This window comes from Pseudomonas morbosilactucae (assembly GCF_023241665.1).
Lineage (GTDB): Bacteria > Pseudomonadota > Gammaproteobacteria > Pseudomonadales > Pseudomonadaceae > Aquipseudomonas > Aquipseudomonas morbosilactucae.
In genome coordinates this window covers 36,246-57,293 of the sequence record NZ_JALQCX010000041.1, presented here as the reverse complement: position 1 = coordinate 57,293, position 21,048 = coordinate 36,246, and the positions used below count along the sequence as shown (strand labels likewise).

Below are 21,048 nucleotides of genomic sequence, written 5' to 3'. Positions count from 1 at the left end.
CTCCCACAACTCGCGGTAGGAGCCGGCTTGCCGGCGAAACCCTACTTAAAAATCACGAATAACGCAGGGCGTGGGCCGGCTCGACCTTGGACGCCCGCCAGGCCGGGTAAACCGTCGCCAGGAAGCTCAGGACAAACCCGGCGCCGCAAATCAGCGCCACGTCCCCGCCCTGCAACTCGGACGGCAGATTGCTGACGAAATACACATCCGAACTGAAGATATGCTGGCCGGTCACGCGCTCCAGCCACCCCACCAGTTCACTGACATTCAACGCCGCAATCACCCCCAGCACGCCGCCAACCAACGTGCCGACGATGCCGATCACCGTGCCCTGAACCATGAAGATCGCCATGATCTGCCGCGGTGTGGCGCCGATGGTGCGCAGGATGGCGATGTCCGCCCCCTTGTCGTTCACCACCATGATCAAGGTGGCGATGATGTTGAACGCGGCCACTGCAACGATCATCAGCAGCAACAGGCCGATCATGGTCTTCTCCATTTTCATCGCGCTGAACAGGCTGCCCTGGGTGTGGGTCCAGTCGTCGGCCTTGAAGTCCGCACCCAAGCCTTTGGCGATGTCACTGGACACCAGCGGCGCAGCGTACAAGTCCTTGACCGCCAGGCGCACGCTCTGCACCTGATTCGGCTGCCAGCGCTGCATTTCCGCGGCGTCGGCCACGTGGATCAGGCCCATGGAGCCGTCCAGCTCGGCACCCACCTTGAACACCCCGACCACGTTGAGACGCTGCATGCGCGGGGTAATGCCCCCTGGCGCCGAGCTGACTTCCGGAACGATCAGGGTCAGTTTGTCGCCGACGCTCAAACCGAAGCGCCGCGCGGTAATTTCACCGATCACCACACCGAACTCGCCGGGTTTCAGGTCTTGCAGGCTGCCACGGACAATATGCTGGGTAACGATGGAGACTTTGCCTTCCTGGGCCGGGTCGATGCCACTGATCTGGATCGGCTGCATCAAGCCTTTATAGGACAGCATGCCTTCCATCTCGGTGAAGGGCACCGCAGCAGTGACTTCAGGGTTTTTCAATGCCGCAGCGGCCACCGGCTGCCAATCGTCGATCGGCTTGACGCCGACGATGGTGGCGTGGGGCACCATGCCGAGGATGCGCGAGCTCATCTCGCGCTGAAAGCCGTTCATCACCGACAACACCACAATCATCGCCAGCACGCCCAGGGCGAGGCCGATCATCGAGGTCATGGAGATAAACGAGACAAAGCGGTTGCGGCGCTTGGCGCGGGTATAGCGCGTGCCGATAAAGATCGATAACGGTCTGAACATTAGCGAGGCACCGTAGAAAAATTAGAAACCCGGCGCCCGCGGATCAAGCCGCCAGCGCCGTGTGCAGCCGCATCAAATCGCGACCAGATGGCCTTCTTGCAAGTGCAGTACGCGATCCATCTGCCGGGCCAGGTTCATGTCGTGGGTCACCACCAGGAACGCGGTGCGCATCGAGGTGCTGAGTTCCAGCATCAAATCCTGAATGCCCTGGGCGGTGTGGGAGTCGAGGTTGCCGGTGGGCTCGTCGAGCATCACCAGCCCGGGCCGGTTGACCAGCGCTCGAGCAATCGCCACACGCTGGCGCTCGCCGCCGGACAATTCGGCCGGCTTGTGCTCCAGGCGATGACCCAGGCCAACCCGCTCCAGCAACGCCGTGGCACGCTGCCGCGCCTCGGGGATTGGCGTGCGGCCGATCAGCAACGGCATGCAGACGTTTTCCAGGGCCGTGAATTCCGCCAGCAAGTGGTGGAACTGATACACGAAGCCCAGGGAGCGGTTGCGCAGTTGGCCGCGGGCCTTTTCACCCAGGGCCGACAGTTCTTCACCCGCCAGCCAGACGCTGCCCTTGGACGGCGTGTCCAGCCCGCCCAGCAGGTTGAGCAAGGTGCTTTTGCCGGAACCGGAAGTGCCGACAATCGCCACGCGCTCACCCGGGTGCAGCTCCAACTGCAGGCCAGACAACACCACCACCGACTCCGGGCCTTCCTCGTAGGCCTTGCCCAGGTCGCGGCAGCTCAAGATTGCTTTTTCACTCATGCCCAACTCACTCATAACGAAGCGCCTCCGCCGGCTGGGTGCGCGCGGCACGCCAGGCTGGATACAGGGTGGCGAGGAAACTCAGGACCAAGGCCGCGCCACAGACCATCAACACGTCCTCGGCCATCAGCTGGGACGGCAGGTAGTCGATGAAGTACACGTCGGCATTGAGGAATTTGTGCCCGATCAGGCCTTCCAGGGCGGAGATCGCAGCGCTGACATTCAGCGCGGCGAACATCCCGACCAAGGCGCCGATCAGGGTGCCCACCACGCCAATCACCGTGCCCTGGACCATGAAGATCGCCATGATCGTGCCCGGTGTGGCGCCCAAGGTGCGCAGAATGGCAATGTCGCCCTTCTTGTCATTCACCACCATCACCAGGGTGGAGATGATGTTGAAGGCCGCCACCGCGACGATCAGCAGCAACAGCAGGCCGATCATGGCTTTTTCCATGCGAATGGCCTGGTACAGGTTGCCGTGGGTACGGGTCCAGTCACGGGCGTAATAGTGGTTCTCACCCAACTGCTGGGCGATTTCCCAGGCAGTGCGCGGCGCCTGGAACAGGTCGTCGAACTTCAGGCGCAAGCCCTGGACCTGGTCCGGCTTCCAGCGATGCAAGCGGCCCAGGTCATCGAGATTGGTCACGCCCAGGTAACCGTCGATCTCACCGGCACCGACGTGGAAGATGCCGACCACCGTGAAGCGTTTCATGCGTGGGAACATCCCCGCCGGCGTCACCGTGACTTCCGGCGCGACGAAGGTCACCTTGTCGCCCAGGACCACGCCCAGCTTGGCCGCTGCTTTGTCACCGATCACGATGCCGAAGCTGCCGGGCGCCAGGGCGTCCAGTTGGCCTTGCTGCATGAAGTTGTCGATGATCGACACCTGCCGTTCTCTGGCCGGGTCGATGCCATTGAGCAAGACCTTCTGCACCTGGCCGTTATTGGTCAGCAACCCCTGCATCTGGGTGAAGGGCGCCACCGCCAGCACTTTGGGGTTCTGCTTGACCTTGTCGGCCAGGCTTTGCCAGTCGCCGATGGGCTCACCGGACTCGATGGTCGCGTGGGGCACCATGCCCAGCACGCGGGTGCGCATCTCATGGTCGAAACCATTCATCACCGACAGCACAACGATCATCACGACTACGCCGAGGGCGAGTCCGATCATCGAGGTCAGGGAAATGAATGACACAAAATGATTGCGACGCTTTGCACGGGTATAACGCGTGCCAATAAATACAAACAGAGGTCTGAACATGTCGGGGCTTGTTCGGAGGAAAAGAAGACGTCCTTGTGGCGGGGCCTGGTAAGCAGCTTTACACTCAGACCACTGCCTCTACCATGGGTTCGCCATGTCGACATTAGATGAAGAAGATCGCCGCGAATACTACCGTATCGAGGACACGATCGCACTGGAAATTAGGCCCCTGTCCGCCCCCGCCGCGGCGAGCAGGGAAGTGTTGCTGGATGAGTCGCCGCTGTTCAATTTGCTCAGCGAATTGCACCTCAGCGAGTTCGAATCCCAGCATCTGCTGCGCCAAGTCAGCGAGCGTGATCGCACGCTGGCCGCCTACCTGAAAGTCATGAACAAACGCATCGATCTGCTCGGCCAGGTGGTGGCCCAGACGGTGCTCGGCAAGTTTGGCGAACCGCAGCGAGTAATCATTTCCGAAGGCGGCATCGAGTTCAGCCATCACCTGGCCTACCCGACCGGCAGCCACCTCGCGGTGAAACTGCTGCTGATGCCCCAGGCGCTGGGCTTGCTGCTACGCGCCAAAGTCACCCATTGCGAACCGCAAAGCTTCGGCACCTTCGAAATCGGCACCGAGTTCGAAGCCCTGACCGACGGCCAACGGCAGCTCCTGGCCCGCTACATCCTGCAGAAACAGGCACAGGAACGGCGCCTGGCCCGAGAGCAGAACGATCCGCCGGCTGACTGAGTCATAGCTGTGCGGCGCCCTCAAGAACACCTGCTGTAACCCTCTGCGTTAAGGAGCAAACGTGACCCTGATTTATGGCCATCGCGGCGCTAAAGGCGAAGCACCGGAAAATACCCTGACCAGCTTTCAGGAGTGCCTTAAACACGGCGTTCGCCGTTGCGAGCTCGACCTGCACCTGTCCAAGGACGGCGAGTTGATGGTGATCCACGACCCGACCCTGAAACGCACCACCGAACGCCGCGGCAAGGTAGTGGAGCACAGCGCAGCCGAACTGGTGACCTACGACGCGCGCAAGGGCGGCCCGGGCTGGATCAACCCCTGCCCCATTCCACGCCTGGAAGAGTTGTTCGAGAAGTGCGACTTCGACCACTGGCAACTGGAGGTCAAGAGCGCCTCCCGCACCCGCGCCGCCACCACCGTGCTGGCGATTCGCGAGATGGCCCAGCGCTTCGGCCTGCTGGACAAGGTCACCGTGACCTCTAGCTCCCGGGAAGTGCTCAAGGCGGCGGTCGACCTGACCCCCGACCTGTCCCGTGGACTGGTCGCCGAATACGCCTGGCTCGACCCGTTGAAGGTCGCGCAAAGCTATGGCTGCGAGATTCTGGCGTTGAACTGGACGTTGTGCACCCCGGAGCGCCTGCAACGGGCACAGCGCCAGGGCTTGCATGTATCGGTATGGACCGTCAACGAACCCGCGCTGATGCGCAGGCTCGCCGACTTCGGCGTAGATAGCCTGATTACAGACTTTCCCGGTTTGGCCACTGCCACCCTCGAGAATTACTGAAATCGGTCTCCCCGGCCGGCTCAGGCCACCGGCCGGAGCCGCTCAAAAAAGCCGGTTGAGGCCGTCGTACGCCGCTACCCGATAGGCTTCAGCCATGGTCGGGTAGTTGAAGGTGGTGTTGACGAAGTACTTCAGGGTGTTGAGTTCGCCCGGCTGGCTCATGATGGCCTGGCCGATGTGGACAATCTCCGACGCCTGGTAACCGAAGCAGTGCACACCCAGCACTTCCAGGGTTTCACGGTGGAACAGGATCTTCAGCATGCCTTGCGGCTCGCCGGCGATCTGCGCCCGCGCCATGCTCTTGAAGAAGGCCTTGCCGACTTCGTAAGGCACCTTGGCCTGGGTCAGTTCCTGCTCGTTCTTACCGATCGAGCTGATCTCGGGAATGGTATAGATCCCGGTCGGCACGTCGTTGACGAAACGCCAGCTGCCGTTGTCGACGATGCTGCCCGCCGCCGAGCGACCCTGGTCATGGGCGGCACTGGCCAGGCTTGGCCAGCCGATCACGTCACCGGCGCCATAGATGTTCGGGACGCAGGTGCGGTAGTTCTCGTCCACCTCGATCTGGCCCCGGCTATTGACCTTGACCCCGATGTTTTCCATGCCCAGCTTGTCGGTGTTGCCAGTCCGGCCGTTGCACCAGAGCAAGGCGTCGGCCTTGATCTTCTTGCCGGACTTCAGGTGCAGGATCACGCCGTTGTCCAGGCCTTCAACGCGGTCGTATTCCTCGTTGTGGCGCACGGTGATGTTGTTGTTGCTGAAGTGGTAGCTCAGGGCCTGGGAAATCTCCGAATCCAGGAAGCTGAGCAACTGGCCGCGGTTATCCACCAGCTCCACCAGCACCCCAAGGCCGCTGAAGATCGAAGCGTATTCGCAACCAATGACCCCGGCGCCGTAAACAATCAGTTTGCGCGGGGTGTGGCCGAGGCTGAGGATGGTGTCGCTATCGTAGATACGCGGGTGGTGGAAATCGATATCGGCCGGGCGATAAGGACGCGAACCGGTGGCGATGATGATGTGCTTGGCCACCAGCTTTTCCACTACACCGTTGGCGCAAACCACTTCAATGGTCTGCTCGTCGGCGAAGCTGCCGGTACCGAAGAACACATCGACCCGGTTGCGGGCGTAGTAACCGGTGCGCGAGGCCACCTGCTTGGAGATGACCTTCTCGGCGCTCTTGAGCACGTCCGGGAAGGAGAACCAGCGCGGCTCGCCAATGGCCCGGAACATCGGGTTGGTGTTGAACTGCATGATCTGGCGGACCGAGTGACGCAGGGCCTTGGACGGAATGGTACCCAGGTGGGTGCAGTTACCGCCGACCTGGCGACGGCTATCGACCATCGCCACTTTGCGTCCTGCTTTCGCGGCATTCATTGCCGCACCTTCTCCAGCGGGGCCTGAGCCCAGCACCACTACGTCGTAGTTGTAGACAGCCATGCGTACTCCTCAGAACAGGCCGAGGCACCCTTCTGGCGCCTCCGGCTAAATCATGCCGCGGCCAGCGGCATGAAGGATCAATTTGGCTCGGTCACGAACCCGGGCACAGTCTATAGAAGCGTCAACGCCGCGCACATTAACCCTTGGTCGCGTCGTAGGCTACTTTTGCCTTCACTACAGGCCGCACCGAGGCGCACAGGATCAGGGCCTTGGCCCGCCAAACAGGCGCTCGAAGGGTGGATTGCTGCGTGTGACGAAAGCTGTATCGGCACGAATCACAAAAAATGCTGCGATATCGTGCTTTTCTGCGTAATCCCAACCCTGCTCGGGGCCGAGAATCAGCAACAAGGTGGATAAGCCATCGGCCATCAGCGCGGAAGGATGAATCACCGTGACCGAAGCCAGGGCGTGATTTACCGGCTTGCCGCTGCGGGCGTCGAAGGTGTGCGAATAGCGCTGGCCACCCTGTTCGAAGTAATGGCGATAATCCCCCGAGGTGGAGACGCCATAACCGTCCAGTTCGATGATCCGCTGCGCCACCTGCCGATCATCCCGAGGCTCCTCAAGGGCGATGCGCCAAGGCGCACCGTCGGGTTTCCTGCCGGCGGCCTTGAGTTCGCCGGTGGCTTCCACCAGGTAATTGGCGATCCCCATCTGCACCAGCCTGGCAGCGATTCGGTCCACGGCGTAGCCGGCGGCGATGCTATTGAAGTCCACTTCCACCGCCGCATCCTTGCACAGCCGATCGCCGTCGATACGCAGATGGCCGTGCCCGACGCGCTGGTGCACCTCGGCCTGAGCCGCCGCACTCGGAACCTGTTCCTCGCGCCCTTGCGGGCCAAAACCCCACAGGTTGAGCAACGGCTCGACCGTCAAATCGAAAGCGCCGGCGCTCTCCCGGGACAACCCCTCGCCCACCCGCACCAATTGCAGCACCGGCTCGGGCATCACCTGGCAGCTGTTGGCCGGCAACCGATTAAAGACTTCGATCAGCGAATCGCCGCGGTAAGTGGATAACTGCTGATCGACCTCGGCGAGGATCTTTTCCACCTCGCCCTGCACTTCGCCGGGAGCAGCCAACCCGGCCTCCCGGACGTAGCTGACCGAATAGTGGCTGCCCATGGTCGGGCCGCCGATCTGCTCCAGGGACGCGCCCTGGCCGCAGCCCCCAAGCAACACCGCCAGCCATCCGAGAACCGCCCCTCGCCACCCTTGCTCAACCACCAAGACCCGTTCTCCCGTACAGGGGCCGAAAACCACGGCCCTGCTGTTGCAACACTGGCCATTATGCGACAAACGGAAGCCGGTTCCGCCCCGCTATTTCGCCACTAACCGCTCTAACTCGCGCACCGGGCCAATCACTAGGTAGCTAACGGTTTTTATTGCCTGAACGCCGCTCTACACATATTGTTACAAATATGCTCCACCGTGCAGCCCTGCGCCGCAACGTTGCAGTGAGGACGAGTAACGACCATGGATTGCTAACAAGACAGCCAAAGTGAGTGAAAAAAATGTCCACGACCACGGGCAAAGGCAAGGCGATCTTTCGCGTTGTCAGCGGTAACTTCCTCGAAATGTTCGACTTCATGGTCTACGGCTTCTACGCCACGGCCATTGCCAAGGCCTACTTCCCGGCCGACAGCGCTTTCGCGTCGTTGATGCTGTCCCTGGCGACCTTCGGCGCCGGCTTCCTGATGCGTCCATTGGGGGCGATCTTCCTCGGTGCCTACATCGACCGCCACGGCCGGCGTCAGGGCCTGATCATCACCCTGATGCTGATGGCCGCCGGCACCGTGCTCATCGCCTGTGTGCCCGGCTACGCCACCCTGGGCGTCGCCGCACCGCTGCTGGTGCTGCTCGGGCGCCTGCTGCAAGGCTTTTCCGCAGGCGTTGAGCTGGGCGGGGTTTCGGTCTATCTGGCAGAAATTTCCACCCCGGGCCGCAAAGGCTTTTTCGTCAGTTGGCAGTCCGCCAGCCAACAAGCGGCGGTGGTCTTCGCCGGGTTGCTGGGCGTGGGCCTGAACCATTGGTTGAGCCCCGAGCAAATGGGCGACTGGGGCTGGCGCGTGCCGTTCCTGGTGGGCTGCATGATCGTTCCGGCGATTTTCATGATCCGCCGCTCTCTGGAAGAAACCCCGGAGTTCGAAGCGCGTAAACATCGCCCTACCCTGCAGGAAATCATCCGCTCGATCGGTCAGAACTTCGGCATTGTCCTGGCCGGCATGGCCCTGGTGGTGATGACCACCGTGTCGTTCTACCTGATCACGGCCTACACCCCGACCTTCGGCAAGGCCGAATTGAACCTGTCGGACCTCGACGCGCTGCTGGTGACGGTGTGCATCGGCCTGTCGAACTTCTTCTGGCTGCCGGTGATGGGCGCCCTCTCCGACAAGATCGGGCGCAAGCCCTTGCTGCTGAGCGCAACCATCCTGGCGATCCTGACGGCCTACCCGGCCCTGTCCTGGCTGGTGGTCAACCCGAGCTTCAGCCACTTGCTGCTGGTGGAATTGTGGTTGTCCTTCCTCTATGGCTCGTACAACGGCGCCATGGTGGTGGCCCTCACCGAAATCATGCCAGTGGAAGTGCGCACCACCGGTTTCTCCCTGGCCTACAGCCTGGCGACCGCGACCTTTGGCGGCTTCACGCCGGCGGCCTGCACGTACCTGATCCACGTGTTGGATAACAAGGCCGCGCCCGGTATCTGGCTCAGCGGCGCAGCGGTGCTGGGGCTGATCGCCACCCTGGTGCTGTTCCGCGGCAACCGCCATGCGCTGCGCACCGCCCAGGCGGCCACCGTCAGCAACGCCTGACCAGCGTCTTCAGGGGCTGAGCCGTTGCGGCCCGGCCCCTGTCGTTCCGGCAACCTTCAGCGACTGACTCCAGCCGCCCCCCAGAGCCTTGTACAGGCTGACCTGATTGATCTCCCTCGCCAGCTCCATCTGTGACCATTTCTGCTGGGCCTCGAACAGCGAACGCTGGGCATCCATGGTGGAAAAATAACTGTCCAGGCCACCCTCGAAGCGCAGTCGCGACTGCCGATGGGCTTCCTGATAGTCACCGACCAGACGCTTCTGAAACGCGACCTGGGCAAGCATTTCCTGGCGTGCGTTCAACGCATCGGCGGCCTCACGAAAGGCGTTTTGCACCGTGGCTTCGTAAGCGGCAGCCTGCCCCTGGAAGCGCGCACGACTGGCATCCACCTGCGCCCGCCGCGCGCCCCCGTCGATCAGGGTCAGGGAGCCGGCCAAGGCCACCGACCAGAACTGCGCCGGCCCGCTCAGCAAGCGGGAAAAGTCGCCACTCAGGCTGCCCAGCGCCGAGGTCAGGGAGAACGTCGGAAAGTAAGCGCTACGAGCGGCACCGATGTCTGCATTGGCCGCGCGCAACAGCGCCTCGGCGGCCATGATGTCGGGCCGCCGCTCCAACAATGACGACGGCAAGCCGGCCGGCACATCGGCCGTGGCCAGGGACTCGCCGAGCAACCCTGTCGGCAGCAAGGCCGGCGGCACCGGCTGGCCCACCAGCACCCGCAACGCATTGAGGTTCTGCGCCACCTGCATGCGATAAGTATTGACCTGCACCGCCGCGGTGTTGGTTTGCGCATCCGCCTGGTGCACATCGATGCGGGCGCTGGAGCCCAGGTTGAAACTCTTGCGCAACAGCTCGCCGTAGCGGTTCTGCGCGTCATAGGTGTTTTGGGCCAGGTCCAGCAGGTTCTGGCTGGCCTTGAGGGTCAGCCAGGTGCTGGCAACTTCGCCGATCAACGCCAGGCGCGCCGTCTGATAGTCCGCTTCCGAGGCTTCGAAACGCGCCCCGGCGGCGTTGCTCTGGCTGCGAATGCGCCCGAACAGGTCCAACTCGTACGAGGTAAAACCCGCGCCGACCTGAAAGGTATTGGCGATGCTGCCGGCGCTGTCGCCACCGCCCGGGGTTCGTACCAGCGGCGGCAACTTGCTGCGCCCGGCATAACTGTCGATGCCGAGGGACGGAAACAACCCCGAGCGGGTCCCCGCGTACCCGGCCCGGGCCTCTTCCACACTGGCGGCGAACTGGCGCAAGCCACGGTTGTTATCCAGGGCCAACTCAATCAGCGAGCGCAGGCGCGGGTCGAGAATAAACCCATGCCAGTCCCGGTCGAACGCCTCCTTGGCGTTGCAACAGCTGTCGAGGGACGCCGCCGGCCATTGTTCGTCGATCGGCGCATCCGGTTTTTCATAGGTGGGCTCCAGGGAGCAGGCCGTCAAGAACAGCACGGACATCACGCAGGTCGAAGCAAGGCAAGTGTGCATGGTTCACCTCTAGAAACGCTGACCGAGCAAGGCACGCAACGGCGCCAGCAACGCGCCCCACACACCCCCTGTGAGATTGACCATCGGCGCCAGCGGTCGCCTGGCCGAGCGCCGCGCATGCACAACCGGCAACACGCTGGCGGGCACCGCCCGAGGCGCACGCGCAGGTATTGGCGCAGTGGCTTTTTCCCCAACCAGCGCCCGTCGCAACAAGGTGCCAAAGGCCTGGGCCGGCTCCGCCTTGCTGACCACATTGATGCTGGCATCACTGAACAGACGGGCAATCAAGCGTTGCCGCAAGCCCTCGTTCAACTCGACAAATCGCACGCCAAGCCGGTCACTGCCGTGATTGCGCATCACCTCAAACCCTAGCCAGCCGAGCTTGTTGATCCACAACTGGCCCTTGACGCCAGGCTTGATCGAACGAGCAAAGGCACAGGACAGCGAGGCCCCGCTCAGGGAAATATCCAGCAGGCGCCCAGGCAGGACTTTATCCGCCAGGCGCAAGCCCGTGGGCTTGTCGAAGGGGAACCGCTCCTCGCCGTGCAACCGCGGACGGTCCACGCAGGCCACCAGCGTGGCCAGGTTGTAGATCAGCGCCACCACGGTCCAGCACAGGTTGAACAGCATGTTGCCGTCGAAGGAAGCGGCCGTGCTGATGGCGATAAAGGCCCCGGCCTGGGCCAGCAGAGTCAGCGTCAGGAAAAAACCGAACAACTTCCAGTGGACAACGGTGTGGGTCCGGTCCAGGCCCTTGGCAGTGACCTTGAACGGCCGCCCGAACGGTCGCAGCAGCGCGCTGGCCAGGGTCGCGGTGACCGCCAGGGAGGCGACGATCTGCGTCACCTCGGTAAACACCGGCAACGTGCGCCGATCGGTGACCCAGGTGCCGTAGCCCCAGAAGGCGATCAACGCCGGCAGGCCATGGACCAGGAAATCCCCAGGCGTGGCATAGAACCCGGCGATGCCGAAGTACCAGTAGAGCACCGGCGACACCAGCATCATCAAGATGAACGGCTTGGAGAACCAGTGCATCAGGCCATGCAGGTAATGCAGTCGATCGTTCAGGCTGTAGCCCCGGCCGCGCAGCGGGCCGTCCTTGAGCAGCGCTACCTGGACAGTCCCCAGGCACCAGCGCGAGCGCTGGTTGATGTACTCGGTCAAGCCTTCGGCCGACAGGCCAATGGACAGCCGCTCATTGAGCCAGCGCGTCACGTAGCCTTGCTGCAACAAGCGGTAGGTGGTGTAGATGTCCTCACACACCGAACCGGTGGGAAAGCCGCCGATCTGGTTGATCAGGTCACGCCGCACCACAAATGACGTGCCCACACAAAACGCCGCATCCCAGCCATCCTTGGCCGGCTGAAAGACATCGAAGAACACCCGCTGCTCGTCCACCCAGCACATCGAGGAGCCGAGGTTGTGCTGGATCGGATCGGGGTTGTAGTAGAACTGCGGCGTCTGCACCAGGCCGACCCGAGGGTCATCGAACAACCCCAGGGTACGCATGAGTATCGGCTGCTGGGCGGCGAAGTCGGCATCCAGCACCAAGATGTACGGCGCATTGCTCAAGGCCGCGGACTGACGCAAGCCATTGTTCAGGTTACCGGCCTTGGCGTGGGTGTTGTCCGGGCGCCGAGCATAGTGCACGCCCACTTCGGCGCAGTAGTCGCGCAGCCAGTCGCGACGGGTATCGTCCAGCACCCAGAGGGTGAAATTCGGGTAGTCGATGGCCTGGGCGGCAATGATGGTTTTTTCCAGGATCTCCAGGCCTTCGTTATAGGTGGCGATAAACACATCCACCGCTGGCACCCCGCGCCCCGCCGCCCGCAAACGCTGCTCACCGGCATCGGCGGCGGCCCGATGATCAGAGCGGCAGAGCATCACCAGGATGGAAAACAGGGTGTATCCGATGGCCAGCATCTCGAAAAACACAAAGGCGTATGCCCACACCGTGGCAAAGCCAGAGCCGCTGTCGGGCAAGGTCTCGCGCACTCGCCACACGGCATAGTTGACCAGCAGCAACGCCGTCAGCGCGCCGAACCCGGCCCGCGCGCCCCATTGCTCGCGGCGGGTCAAGCAGCTGAAGAGCACCACTGCCGCCAGGGTCCAGGCGTTGATTTGCACAAGTTGCAGCGAGTCCAGTGCCTGCATGTCAGTCAGCCTCTCGTGATCCGGTAAACGGGTTGACACCGGTCGCGGCAATCGCCGCCCACGCCGTGGCACCCAGGTGAGGCAGGTGGTAATAGAAAAAGTCATTGCCGACAGAGTCCGGGCCTATGGCCAGCCCGGTACCGATACGCGCTTGCGGTGTTGCAAACAGCCAGCCCTGGCTGGCCTGTTGCGCCAACAGCACCCGCCACAGCGGGCTGGCCTGGCCCTGCAGGCCACTGAGCCGCGCCACCGCCGCAGCCTGGGCGGTGCCTTCCGTCCACAGGCCGTCCGGGTCGCGGTTGAAGCCGTAGCCTTCGCCGAAACGATGGGCACGGTCGATAAACGCGAACACCCGGCGCCAGTCCTGCGGGGGCTCGGGCACCGCCAGCAGCGGCCAGATCTGCGCATCCAGGCCGGAGCGCAGGCGATCGGAGGTTTGCCCATCTTCACCGGTGCCGATCAAAAAGCGGCCCTGGGTCTCGTCCCATTGGCTTTGCACAAACTGCCGGGCGATCTGCGCCTGAGCGCTGGCGTCAGCATCAGGCACCCACTGCGCCAAGGCGTGCCAGGCCGCCACCAGGTCGACATTGTGTTCAGTGGACTTCCAGCCCTGACGCACTTGCCGGGGAAAGTAGCCATACAAGCCACCACTAAACCCCGCCGGAGCCCGCGAGTCGTAGGTGTTCTGCCGCACCCAGTCCAGCAAGCGGCGCGCGGCCGCCAGGTAGCTCGGTTCACGGGTCTGGCGATAGGCCTCCAACAGCGCCAGCGCGCCCCAGGCCTGATTGCCGGTGGCGCTGCTGACCTGATAGGCATCCTGGCTCCAGGCATTGAGTTCGACGCTCCAGTACCCCGGCAAGCGCATCGCGGGCGTGGCCACAGGGCCCGAGGCATAGGCATTGCGCAGGCGCCCGTCCTGATATTCCGGGTCGTGCATCACCGCAAAGGCCAGGGCATCGGCAATCTGCCGCGCCGGCCCCGGCTTGCCGCACGCGAACAGGGCAATGCTGGCCAGAGCGTTGTCGTAGGTGAACGCCACCCCGCGCAACGCCAGGATCGAGGTCGGCGGCAGGTCCAGCGCAGGGTAGCTGGCCAGCAGCAGCGGCCCGTTGCCCTGGGCCTGCACCGCACGATCCAGGGCTGCGCAGGTCAGGTCCGCCAACTGCAGGCGCCCAGGTTCGGCCCAGCCGGCCCTGGTCATCGGCATCAGCAGCACCCCCGCGAGAACCGGCCAGATCAGGCGCCAGCTCATGGGCCCGATACCTCGGCGGACGCCCACAGCCCCGGCTTGCAGACCATCGCCCGCTGCGCCTCACTGAGGTCCTCGGCAAAGGTGCCGACCACGTAGACCGAATTCTGCTCGGCATAAGGAAACGGCACGCTGTAGGTGCCAGCCTGAATGTCCGAGGAGCTGGACAACAGTTGCGCCACCTTGGCCTTCAACGGCTCCGACAAGCCGCGAATCCGCACCGTGAGCACGCTGTCGCGGTCGATCTTGCTGGCCATGCGCTCGGGGAATACCGCAATCACGTAGCTTTCCCCACAGTTGGTGGCACGCAGCAAGGTGGCGCCGGCACGCACCAAGGTGCCTTGGGGGGCCAGCAACTCCTGCACCGTGCCCGGCGCATAAGCCACCACGTCGTAACCGACCATCAGTTTCACCCGGGTGTTCTCGGCCTCGATCAAGGCGTCGAGCTGCTCCAGTTCCTGCTCCAGGGTCTCGCGGTTGCGCGCCTGGTTTTCGAGGCTCAATTTCAAGGTGACCATTTGCGCCCGCAGATCGAACATGCGCAGTTGGTCGGGGTCCAGGTAGACCTGCTGATTGGCCGCGTTCAGATCACCACTGCTGATGCCCAACTGCGAGCGAATCGACTCGGCGGCGCCTTGCAGCGAAGCCAGTTGGGCTTTCGACGAAGCCACCATCGCCCCGCTCACCGCACCCTGGCGGAACAGCTCGAGGTTGCGCTCCACTGTCTCCCGGGCGTCCTGCAAACGGGCGCTGGCGGCGCTGCTTTCGGCGCGCAGGGCTTTCTGGGTGTAGAGCTGGCGGGTGTGGAAAGCCGACTGGTACTCCAGGCTGGTTTTCTCCAGGGCCTGGTAGAACTGCTGGTCGTGCTCTGACTGGCTGCGTGATGAGGATAACTGCTGCTCAAGGCTCAGGCGGCGGGTGCGCAGGGTCAGCAGGGTTTCCTGATTGGCCCGCGGATTTTCCACCAGGGCGATGCTTTGCCCTCGGGTGAAGGCGCTGCCGGATTTGACGTTAAGGGCACTGACCACACCGTCGATGGGTGTCGTCAGCAAAATCACCGGCGCATTCAGGATCGCCCGGGTGGCCGAAGCCGATACCAGCGGCATCAACAGGGTGGACAGCAACAGCCAGAGAATAAAAGCCAGAACCCCCAAGCCCACCAAACGGGGCAACAGGGATAGTGAAAAGAACTTTGAGCCTGCTTGCACCATGTCTGACGCTCCCACTAAACCCATAAACACGGCCTGTGGTAGTTGCTCGCCAATGGCAGGCAACAACACTCCAGAACCGCACATGCATCAGGCAGGCGTTATCAGAAAAATAAAATCAATACACCAGACAACCCAAAACAGCCGTTGGCTTAGTGGTGATTCTTATGAGGTGAGCAGGAATGAGATTCCCGTCTTTTTGGGGAGTTATATAAGGTCAGAACAGGCAAGTGCACTGTCTATGACATTCGTAAACTCAATACTGGCAGGAAGTAGGAAGTGCGCCTGATCAACCGAACAAGGCACATTGACATCTCTGTCCCGGGGGATGCCGGGCGTTGTCAGAGGCGACACTAAGTTCAGCCGCCAAGCAGTGTCAAGTACTGGCCACCGATCAAATTAATGGCGCCAATTAGATGCCGACATATAACCTGGATCCAACTAACAAACAAAACAACAGAACCGCGACAAGTACTTATTTTTAATCGGCGTTTTTTATAAATACCCAATCGATATAAAGCAGCAACTGCGAAGTGGGTTCTGAGCAAACCATTTCCCAGATTAAAACGATATAAAACCCTCGCCAACGCTTCGCCTGTCCTGCATCACCGCAAAAAAAACGCCCCGACAAGTCGGGGCGTTTTCATAAGCGGCTAAGGCTTAGCGCGGGAACGCTGGCGGGTTTACACCGGCCATGTCTTCCATCACGCGAATCACCTGGCAGCTGTAACCGAACTCGTTGTCGTACCAGACGTACAGCACAACGCGGTTGTCTTGGGAGATGGTCGCTTCAGCGTCCACTACACCGGCGTGGCGCGAGCCAACGAAGTCGGTGGACACCACTTCCTGCGAGTTGACGAAGTCGATTTGCTTATGCAGATCGGAGTGCAGCGCCATGTAGCGCAGGTACTCGTTCATCTCTTCACGGGTGGCGGCTTTCTCAAGGTTCAGGTTGAGAATGGCCATCGACACGTTCGGCGTCGGAACACGGATCGCGTTACCGGTCAGCTTGCCGGCCAGCTCAGGCAGGGCCTTGGCAGCAGCGGTGGCAGCACCGGTCTCGGTGATTACCATGTTCAGCGCAGCGGAACGACCACGGCGATCGCCTTTGTGGAAGTTGTCGATCAGGTTCTGGTCGTTGGTGTACGAGTGAACGGTTTCAACGTGGCCGTTGATGATGCCGAACTTGTCGTTGACGGCCTTGAGCACCGGCACGATGGCGTTGGTGGTGCAGGACGCCGCGGAAACGATCTTATCGTCAGCGGTGATTTCGGCGTGGTTAATGCCGTGAACGATGTTCTTCAGCTTGCCTTTGCCGGGCGCGGTCAGCACCACGCGATCGATACCCGGGCAGGCCAAGTGCTGGCCCAGGCCGTCGGCGTCACGCCATACACCGGTGTTGTCCACCAGCAACGCGTTCTTGATCCCGTATTGGGTGTAATCCACCTCGGTCGGGTTCTTCGCGTAGATCACCTGGATCAGGTTGCCGTTGGCGGTGATGGTGTTGTTTTCTTCATCGATGGTGATGGTGCCGTTGAACGAACCGTGCACCGAGTCGCGACGCAGCAGGCTGGCGCGCTTGGTCAGGTCGTTGTCGGCGCCTTTGCGCACCACGATGGCACGCAGACGCAGGCCGTCGCCGCCACCGGTTTTTTCGATCAGGATGCGCGCCAGCAGACGGCCGATACGACCGAAGCCGTAGAGCACAACGTCGGTGCCTTTGCGTGCGGAAGCGTTTTGCTGGCCAACCACGTCAGCCATTTCTTCGCGGACGAACTGCTCGGCGGTGCGGCCGTTGCCTTCGTTGCGGAATTTGAACGCCAACTTGCCCAAATCTACCGAAGCCGCGCCGAGCTTGAGCTCGCTCATGGCTTTGAGCAGTGGGAATGTTTCGTGGACGGAGAGTTCGCTGTCGTCGGCGGAACGGTGGCGAGCAAAGCGGTGAGCTTTGAGAATCGCGATGACAGACTGGTTGATCAGGCTGCGGCCATAGATCGAGCTGACCACATTGTTATTGCGGTACAGCTGACCGATAAGCGGAATCATCGCTTCTGCGAGTGCTTCACGGTCGATCCATTCACCAAGACACTGGTCGGGCTTCTGAGTCACGGGAACCTTCCACATGTAGGGGCAGAAAAAAGGGGCTACATTATGCCGCCGTGTCCCTCCCGTAGCAATGCGCGCCTGTCGTTGGATCAGTAACAAAAACCCTTGCAAAAAAATAACACCGCGCTAAAAGCCAGTAAAACCGGGGCCTCCAGGAGCGTCAATTTTTTGAACGACTCAGCGCCTTGTCTGTAACCCTCCGTAACCCAGCCCCGATTCGGCACTACATTTAGCTCCGAACTGGTGCTTTTTTTGTCATTGCCACTACATTTGCCCCAACCGGCGTAATAGACGCATCAGCCACTGACAGCCGGCACCCGCCCCCGCTACAATTGCCGACTTTGTCGCAACGCTTGGAGCTCAACCTTCCGTGCCCGTCCTGCGTCTACCGCTACTCCCTACCGCCTCCGGCAAGCAGCATTGGGGCAACCTGCCCGGTGCCGCGCTGAGCCTGGCCATCGCCGAAGCGGCCAGCGCCGCCAAGCGTTTCACCCTGCTACTGACCGCCGACAGCCAAAGCGCCGAGCGGCTGGAGCAGGAGCTGGGTTTCTTCGCCCCGGATTTGCCGGTGCTGCACTTTCCCGACTGGGAAACCCTGCCCTACGACCTGTTCTCGCCGCACCAGGACATCATTTCCCAGCGCATCGCCAGCCTTTATAGGCTGCCGGAGCTGGAGCACGGCGTGCTGGTGGTGCCGATTACCACGGCCCTGCACCGCCTGGCGCCGACCCAGTTCCTGCTGGGCAGCAGCCTGGTGCTGGATGTGGGGCAGAAGCTCGATGTGGAGCAGATGCGCACCCGCCTCGAAGCCAGCGGCTACCGCTGCGTGGACACGGTCTACGAACATGGCGAGTTCGCCGTGCGTGGCGCCCTGATCGACCTGTTCCCGATGGGCAGCAAACTGCCCTATCGCATCGACCTGTTCGACGATGAAATCGAGACCCTGCGCACCTTCGATCCGGAAAACCAGCGTTCCATTGACAAGGTCGAGTCGATCCGCCTGTTGCCGGCCAAGGAATTTCCGCTGCAGAAAGAGGCGGTCACCCGCTTCAAGGCGCGTTTCCGCGAACGTTTCGACGTGGACTTCCGCCGCTGCCCGATCTTCCAGGACCTGAGCAGCGGAATCACGCCGGCCGGCATCGAGTACTACCTGCCGCTGTTCTTCGAAGAAACCTCGACCCTGTTCGACTACCTGCCCCAGGACACTCAGGTGTTCTCCCTGCCGGGTATCGAGCAGGCGGCGGAAAACTTCTGGAACGATGTGCGCAACCGCTATGAAGAGCGGCGCATCGATCCTTCCCGGCCTCTATTGCCACCGGCGGAATTGTTCCTGCCGGTGGAGGACTGCTTCGCCCGGCTGAAGAACTGGCCACGGGTGGTGGCCAGCCAGCAAGACCTGGAAGCCGGCGTCGGCCGCGAACGCTTCCCGGCCCAAGAGCTGCCGAACCTGGCCATCGAAGCCAAGGCCAACCAGCCGTTGGCGGCGCTGGCGAACTTCCTCGACGAATTCCCCGGGCGCGTGCTGTTTACCGCCGAATCCGCCGGCCGCCGGGAAGTGCTGCTGGAGTTGCTGGAACGCTTGAAGCTGCGGCCCAAGACGGTCGACAGCTGGCCGGATTTCGTCACCGGCAAAGACCGCCTGGCCATCACCATCGCCCCCCTGGACGAAGGCCTGCTGCTGGATGACCCGGCCCTGGCCCTGGTGGCCGAAAGCCCGCTGTTCGGCCAACGGGTCATGCAGCGCCGGCGCCGGGAAAAACGCGCCGACGCCAACAACGACGCCGTGATCAAGAACCTCACCGAGCTGCGCGAAGGCGCGCCGGTGGTGCACATCGACCACGGTGTCGGCCGCTACCTGGGCCTGGCGACCCTTGAAATCGATAACCAGGCCGCGGAATTCCTCACCCTGGAATACGCTGAGGGCGCCAAGCTTTACGTGCCGGTGGCCAACCTGCACCTGATCGCCCGCTACACCGGCAGCGACGACGCCCTGGCCCCGCTGCACCGCCTGGGCTCGGAAACCTGGCAGAAAGCCAAGCGCAAAGCCGCCGAACAGGTGCGCGATGTGGCCGCCGAACTGCTGGACATCTACGCCCGCCGAGCGGCCCGCGAAGGCTATGCCTTTGCCGACCCGAAAGCCGACTACGCCACCTTCAGCGCCGGCTTCCCGTTTGAAGAAACCCCGGACCAGCAGACCACCATCGAAGCGGTGCGCGCCGACATGCTCGCGCCCAAGCCCATGGACCGCCTGGTGTGCGGCGACGTGGGCTTCGGCAAAACCGAAGTGGCCATGCGCGCGGCGTTCATTGCCGTGCACGGCGGCCGCCAAGTGGCGATCCTGGTGCCCACCACCCTGCTCGCCCAGCAGCACTACAACAGCTTCCGCGACCGCTTCGCCGACTGGCCGGTGACCGTGGAAGTGATGAGCCGCTTCAAATCGGCCAAGGAAGTGAATGCTGCGGTGGCGGACCTGGCAGAAGGCAAGATCGACATCGTCATCGGCACCCACAAGCTGCTGCAGGACGACGTCAAGATCAAAAACCTCGGCCTAGTGATCATCGACGAAGAGCACCGTTTTGGCGTACGCCAGAAAGAACAGCTCAAGGCATTGCGCAGCGAGGTGGACATCCTCACCCTCACCGCCACGCCGATCCCGCGCACGCTGAACATGGCGGTATCGGGCATGCGCGACCTGTCGATCATTGCCACGCCGCCGGCGCGACGCCTGTCGGTGCGCACCTTTGTCATGGAGCAGAACAAGAGCACGGTCAAAGAGGCCCTGCTGCGTGAGCTGCTGCGTGGCGGCCAGGTTTATTACCTGCACAACGACGTGAAGACCATCGAGAAATGCGCCGCGGACCTGGCCGAACTGGTGCCGGAAGCACGGATCGGCATCGGCCATGGGCAGATGCGCGAACGCGAACTCGAACAGGTGATGAGTGACTTCTACCACAAGCGCTTCAATGTGCTGATCGCCTCGACCATCATCGAGACCGGCATCGACGTGCCGAGCGCCAACACCATCATCATCGAGCGCGCCGACAAGTTCGGCCTGGCCCAGCTGCACCAGTTGCGCGGCCGGGTCGGCCGCAGTCACCACCAGGCGTACGCCTACCTGCTGACACCACCGCGCCAGCAAATCACTCCGGACGCCGAAAAGCGTCTGGAAGCCATCGCCAACACCCAGGACCTGGGGGCCGGCTTTGTCCTGGCCACCAACGACCTGGAAATCCGTGGCGCTGGCGAACTGCTGGGCGACGGCCAGAGCGGGCAGATCCAGGCCGTGGGTTTCACCCTTTATATGGAGATGCTCGAGCGCGCGGTGAAAGCCATCCGCAAGGGCGAACAGCCGAACCTCGACCAGCCTCTGGGCGGCGGTCCGGAAATCAACCTGCGCCTGCCGGCACTGATTCCAGAGGACTACCTGCCGGACGTGCACGCGCGGCTGATTCTCTACAAACGCATCGCTTCGGCCACCGACGAGGATGGCCTGAAGGACCTGCAAGTGGAGATGATCGATCGCTTTGGCTTGCTGCCAGAGCCGACCAAGAACCTGGTGCGCCTGACCCTGCTGAAACTGCAGGCCGAGCAATTGGGCATCAAGAAAGTCGATGGCGGCCCCCAGGGCGGACGCATTGAGTTCGCCGCCGACACCCCGGTGGACCCATTGGCGCTGATCAAACTGATCCAGGGCCAGCCCAAGCGCTACAAGTTCGAAGGCGCAACCCAGTTCAAATTCATGGTGCCCATGGAGCGTCCGGAAGAACGCTTTAATACATTGGAGGCGCTGTTTGAGCGCCTCACCCCGAAATCTGCTTGAAGGACGCC

Annotated in this window: 14 protein-coding genes; 4 read left to right on the top strand and 10 right to left on the bottom strand. The window is 62.4% G+C overall.

From position 1 onward, the window contains the following. Positions 1-52: 52 nt before the first annotated feature. The 3 genes from M1B35_RS21985 to M1B35_RS21975 form a co-directional block, all read right to left on the bottom strand. Positions 53-1,297: a lipoprotein-releasing ABC transporter permease subunit gene (locus tag M1B35_RS21985; RefSeq protein ID WP_123330724.1), complete on the bottom strand. Its 1,245-nt coding sequence runs from the start codon at positions 1,295-1,297 to the stop codon at positions 53-55. A gap of 72 nt (positions 1,298-1,369) precedes the next feature. Further along, positions 1,370-2,053 (bottom strand): lipoprotein-releasing ABC transporter ATP-binding protein LolD, encoded by a 684-nt coding sequence (gene lolD / locus M1B35_RS21980; RefSeq protein WP_185039174.1) that lies wholly within the window; start codon positions 2,051-2,053, stop codon positions 1,370-1,372. A gap of 7 nt (positions 2,054-2,060) precedes the next feature. Next, complete coding sequence (locus M1B35_RS21975; RefSeq protein WP_123330719.1) at positions 2,061-3,311, bottom strand: lipoprotein-releasing ABC transporter permease subunit; 1,251 nt, start codon at positions 3,309-3,311, stop codon at positions 2,061-2,063. Between the two features lie 94 nt (positions 3,312-3,405). Here M1B35_RS21975 and M1B35_RS21970 point away from each other — a divergent pair, with 94 nt between their 5' ends. Next, entirely contained in the window at positions 3,406-3,993 is a 588-nt protein-coding gene (locus tag M1B35_RS21970) for a PilZ domain-containing protein (protein WP_123330717.1), read from the top strand. A gap of 61 nt (positions 3,994-4,054) precedes the next feature. Further along, on the top strand, positions 4,055-4,777 hold the full coding sequence (locus M1B35_RS21965; protein WP_123330715.1) for a glycerophosphodiester phosphodiesterase: 723 nt from the start codon (positions 4,055-4,057) through the stop codon (positions 4,775-4,777). A 42-nt stretch (positions 4,778-4,819) separates the two neighbouring features. Here M1B35_RS21965 and sthA read toward each other — a convergent pair whose 3' ends face one another. Beyond that, a complete protein-coding gene (gene sthA / locus M1B35_RS21960; protein ID WP_078471222.1) occupies positions 4,820-6,214 on the bottom strand; it encodes a Si-specific NAD(P)(+) transhydrogenase in 1,395 nt (464 codons plus the stop codon). A 201-nt stretch (positions 6,215-6,415) separates the two neighbouring features. After that, positions 6,416-7,393 (bottom strand): FAD:protein FMN transferase, encoded by a 978-nt coding sequence (locus M1B35_RS21955; RefSeq protein WP_268263050.1) that lies wholly within the window; start codon positions 7,391-7,393, stop codon positions 6,416-6,418. Positions 7,394-7,725: 332 nt separating this feature from the next. Here M1B35_RS21955 and tcuC point away from each other — a divergent pair, with 332 nt between their 5' ends. Further along, positions 7,726-9,024 carry an MFS transporter gene (gene tcuC / locus M1B35_RS21950; protein ID WP_268263049.1) on the top strand — a complete coding sequence of 433 codons (1,299 nt, stop codon included), beginning with the start codon at positions 7,726-7,728 and terminating at the stop codon, positions 9,022-9,024. A gap of 9 nt (positions 9,025-9,033) precedes the next feature. On the opposite strand, the gene M1B35_RS21945 is transcribed toward tcuC, so the two are convergent. The 5 genes from M1B35_RS21945 to M1B35_RS21925 form a co-directional block, all read right to left on the bottom strand. Continuing rightward, positions 9,034-10,503 carry an efflux transporter outer membrane subunit gene (locus M1B35_RS21945; RefSeq protein WP_268263048.1) on the bottom strand — a complete coding sequence of 490 codons (1,470 nt, stop codon included), beginning with the start codon at positions 10,501-10,503 and terminating at the stop codon, positions 9,034-9,036. Positions 10,504-10,512: 9 nt separating this feature from the next. Next, positions 10,513-12,657, bottom strand: a complete 2,145-nt coding sequence (locus M1B35_RS21940; protein ID WP_268263047.1) for a glycosyltransferase family 2 protein — start codon at positions 12,655-12,657, stop codon at positions 10,513-10,515. Position 12,658: 1 nt separating this feature from the next. Beyond that, positions 12,659-13,909, bottom strand: coding sequence for a hypothetical protein (locus M1B35_RS21935; protein WP_268263046.1), 1,251 nt, complete (start codon positions 13,907-13,909; stop codon positions 12,659-12,661). Next, the gene (locus tag M1B35_RS21930) at positions 13,906-15,117 is read right to left on the bottom strand and encodes an HlyD family secretion protein (RefSeq protein ID WP_268263045.1); all 1,212 of its coding nucleotides are present in this window, start codon (positions 15,115-15,117) and stop codon (positions 13,906-13,908) included. The genes M1B35_RS21935 and M1B35_RS21930 overlap by 4 nt, the downstream gene beginning before the upstream one ends. Before the next feature lie 657 nt (positions 15,118-15,774). After that, the gene (locus M1B35_RS21925) at positions 15,775-17,238 is read right to left on the bottom strand and encodes a glyceraldehyde-3-phosphate dehydrogenase (RefSeq protein ID WP_123330703.1); all 1,464 of its coding nucleotides are present in this window, start codon (positions 17,236-17,238) and stop codon (positions 15,775-15,777) included. Between the two features lie 352 nt (positions 17,239-17,590). On the opposite strand from M1B35_RS21925, the gene mfd reads away from it, so the two are divergent. Next, positions 17,591-21,040 carry a transcription-repair coupling factor gene (mfd, locus tag M1B35_RS21920; protein ID WP_268263044.1) on the top strand — a complete coding sequence of 1,150 codons (3,450 nt, stop codon included), beginning with the start codon at positions 17,591-17,593 and terminating at the stop codon, positions 21,038-21,040. The last annotated feature ends 8 nt before the right edge of the window (positions 21,041-21,048 follow it).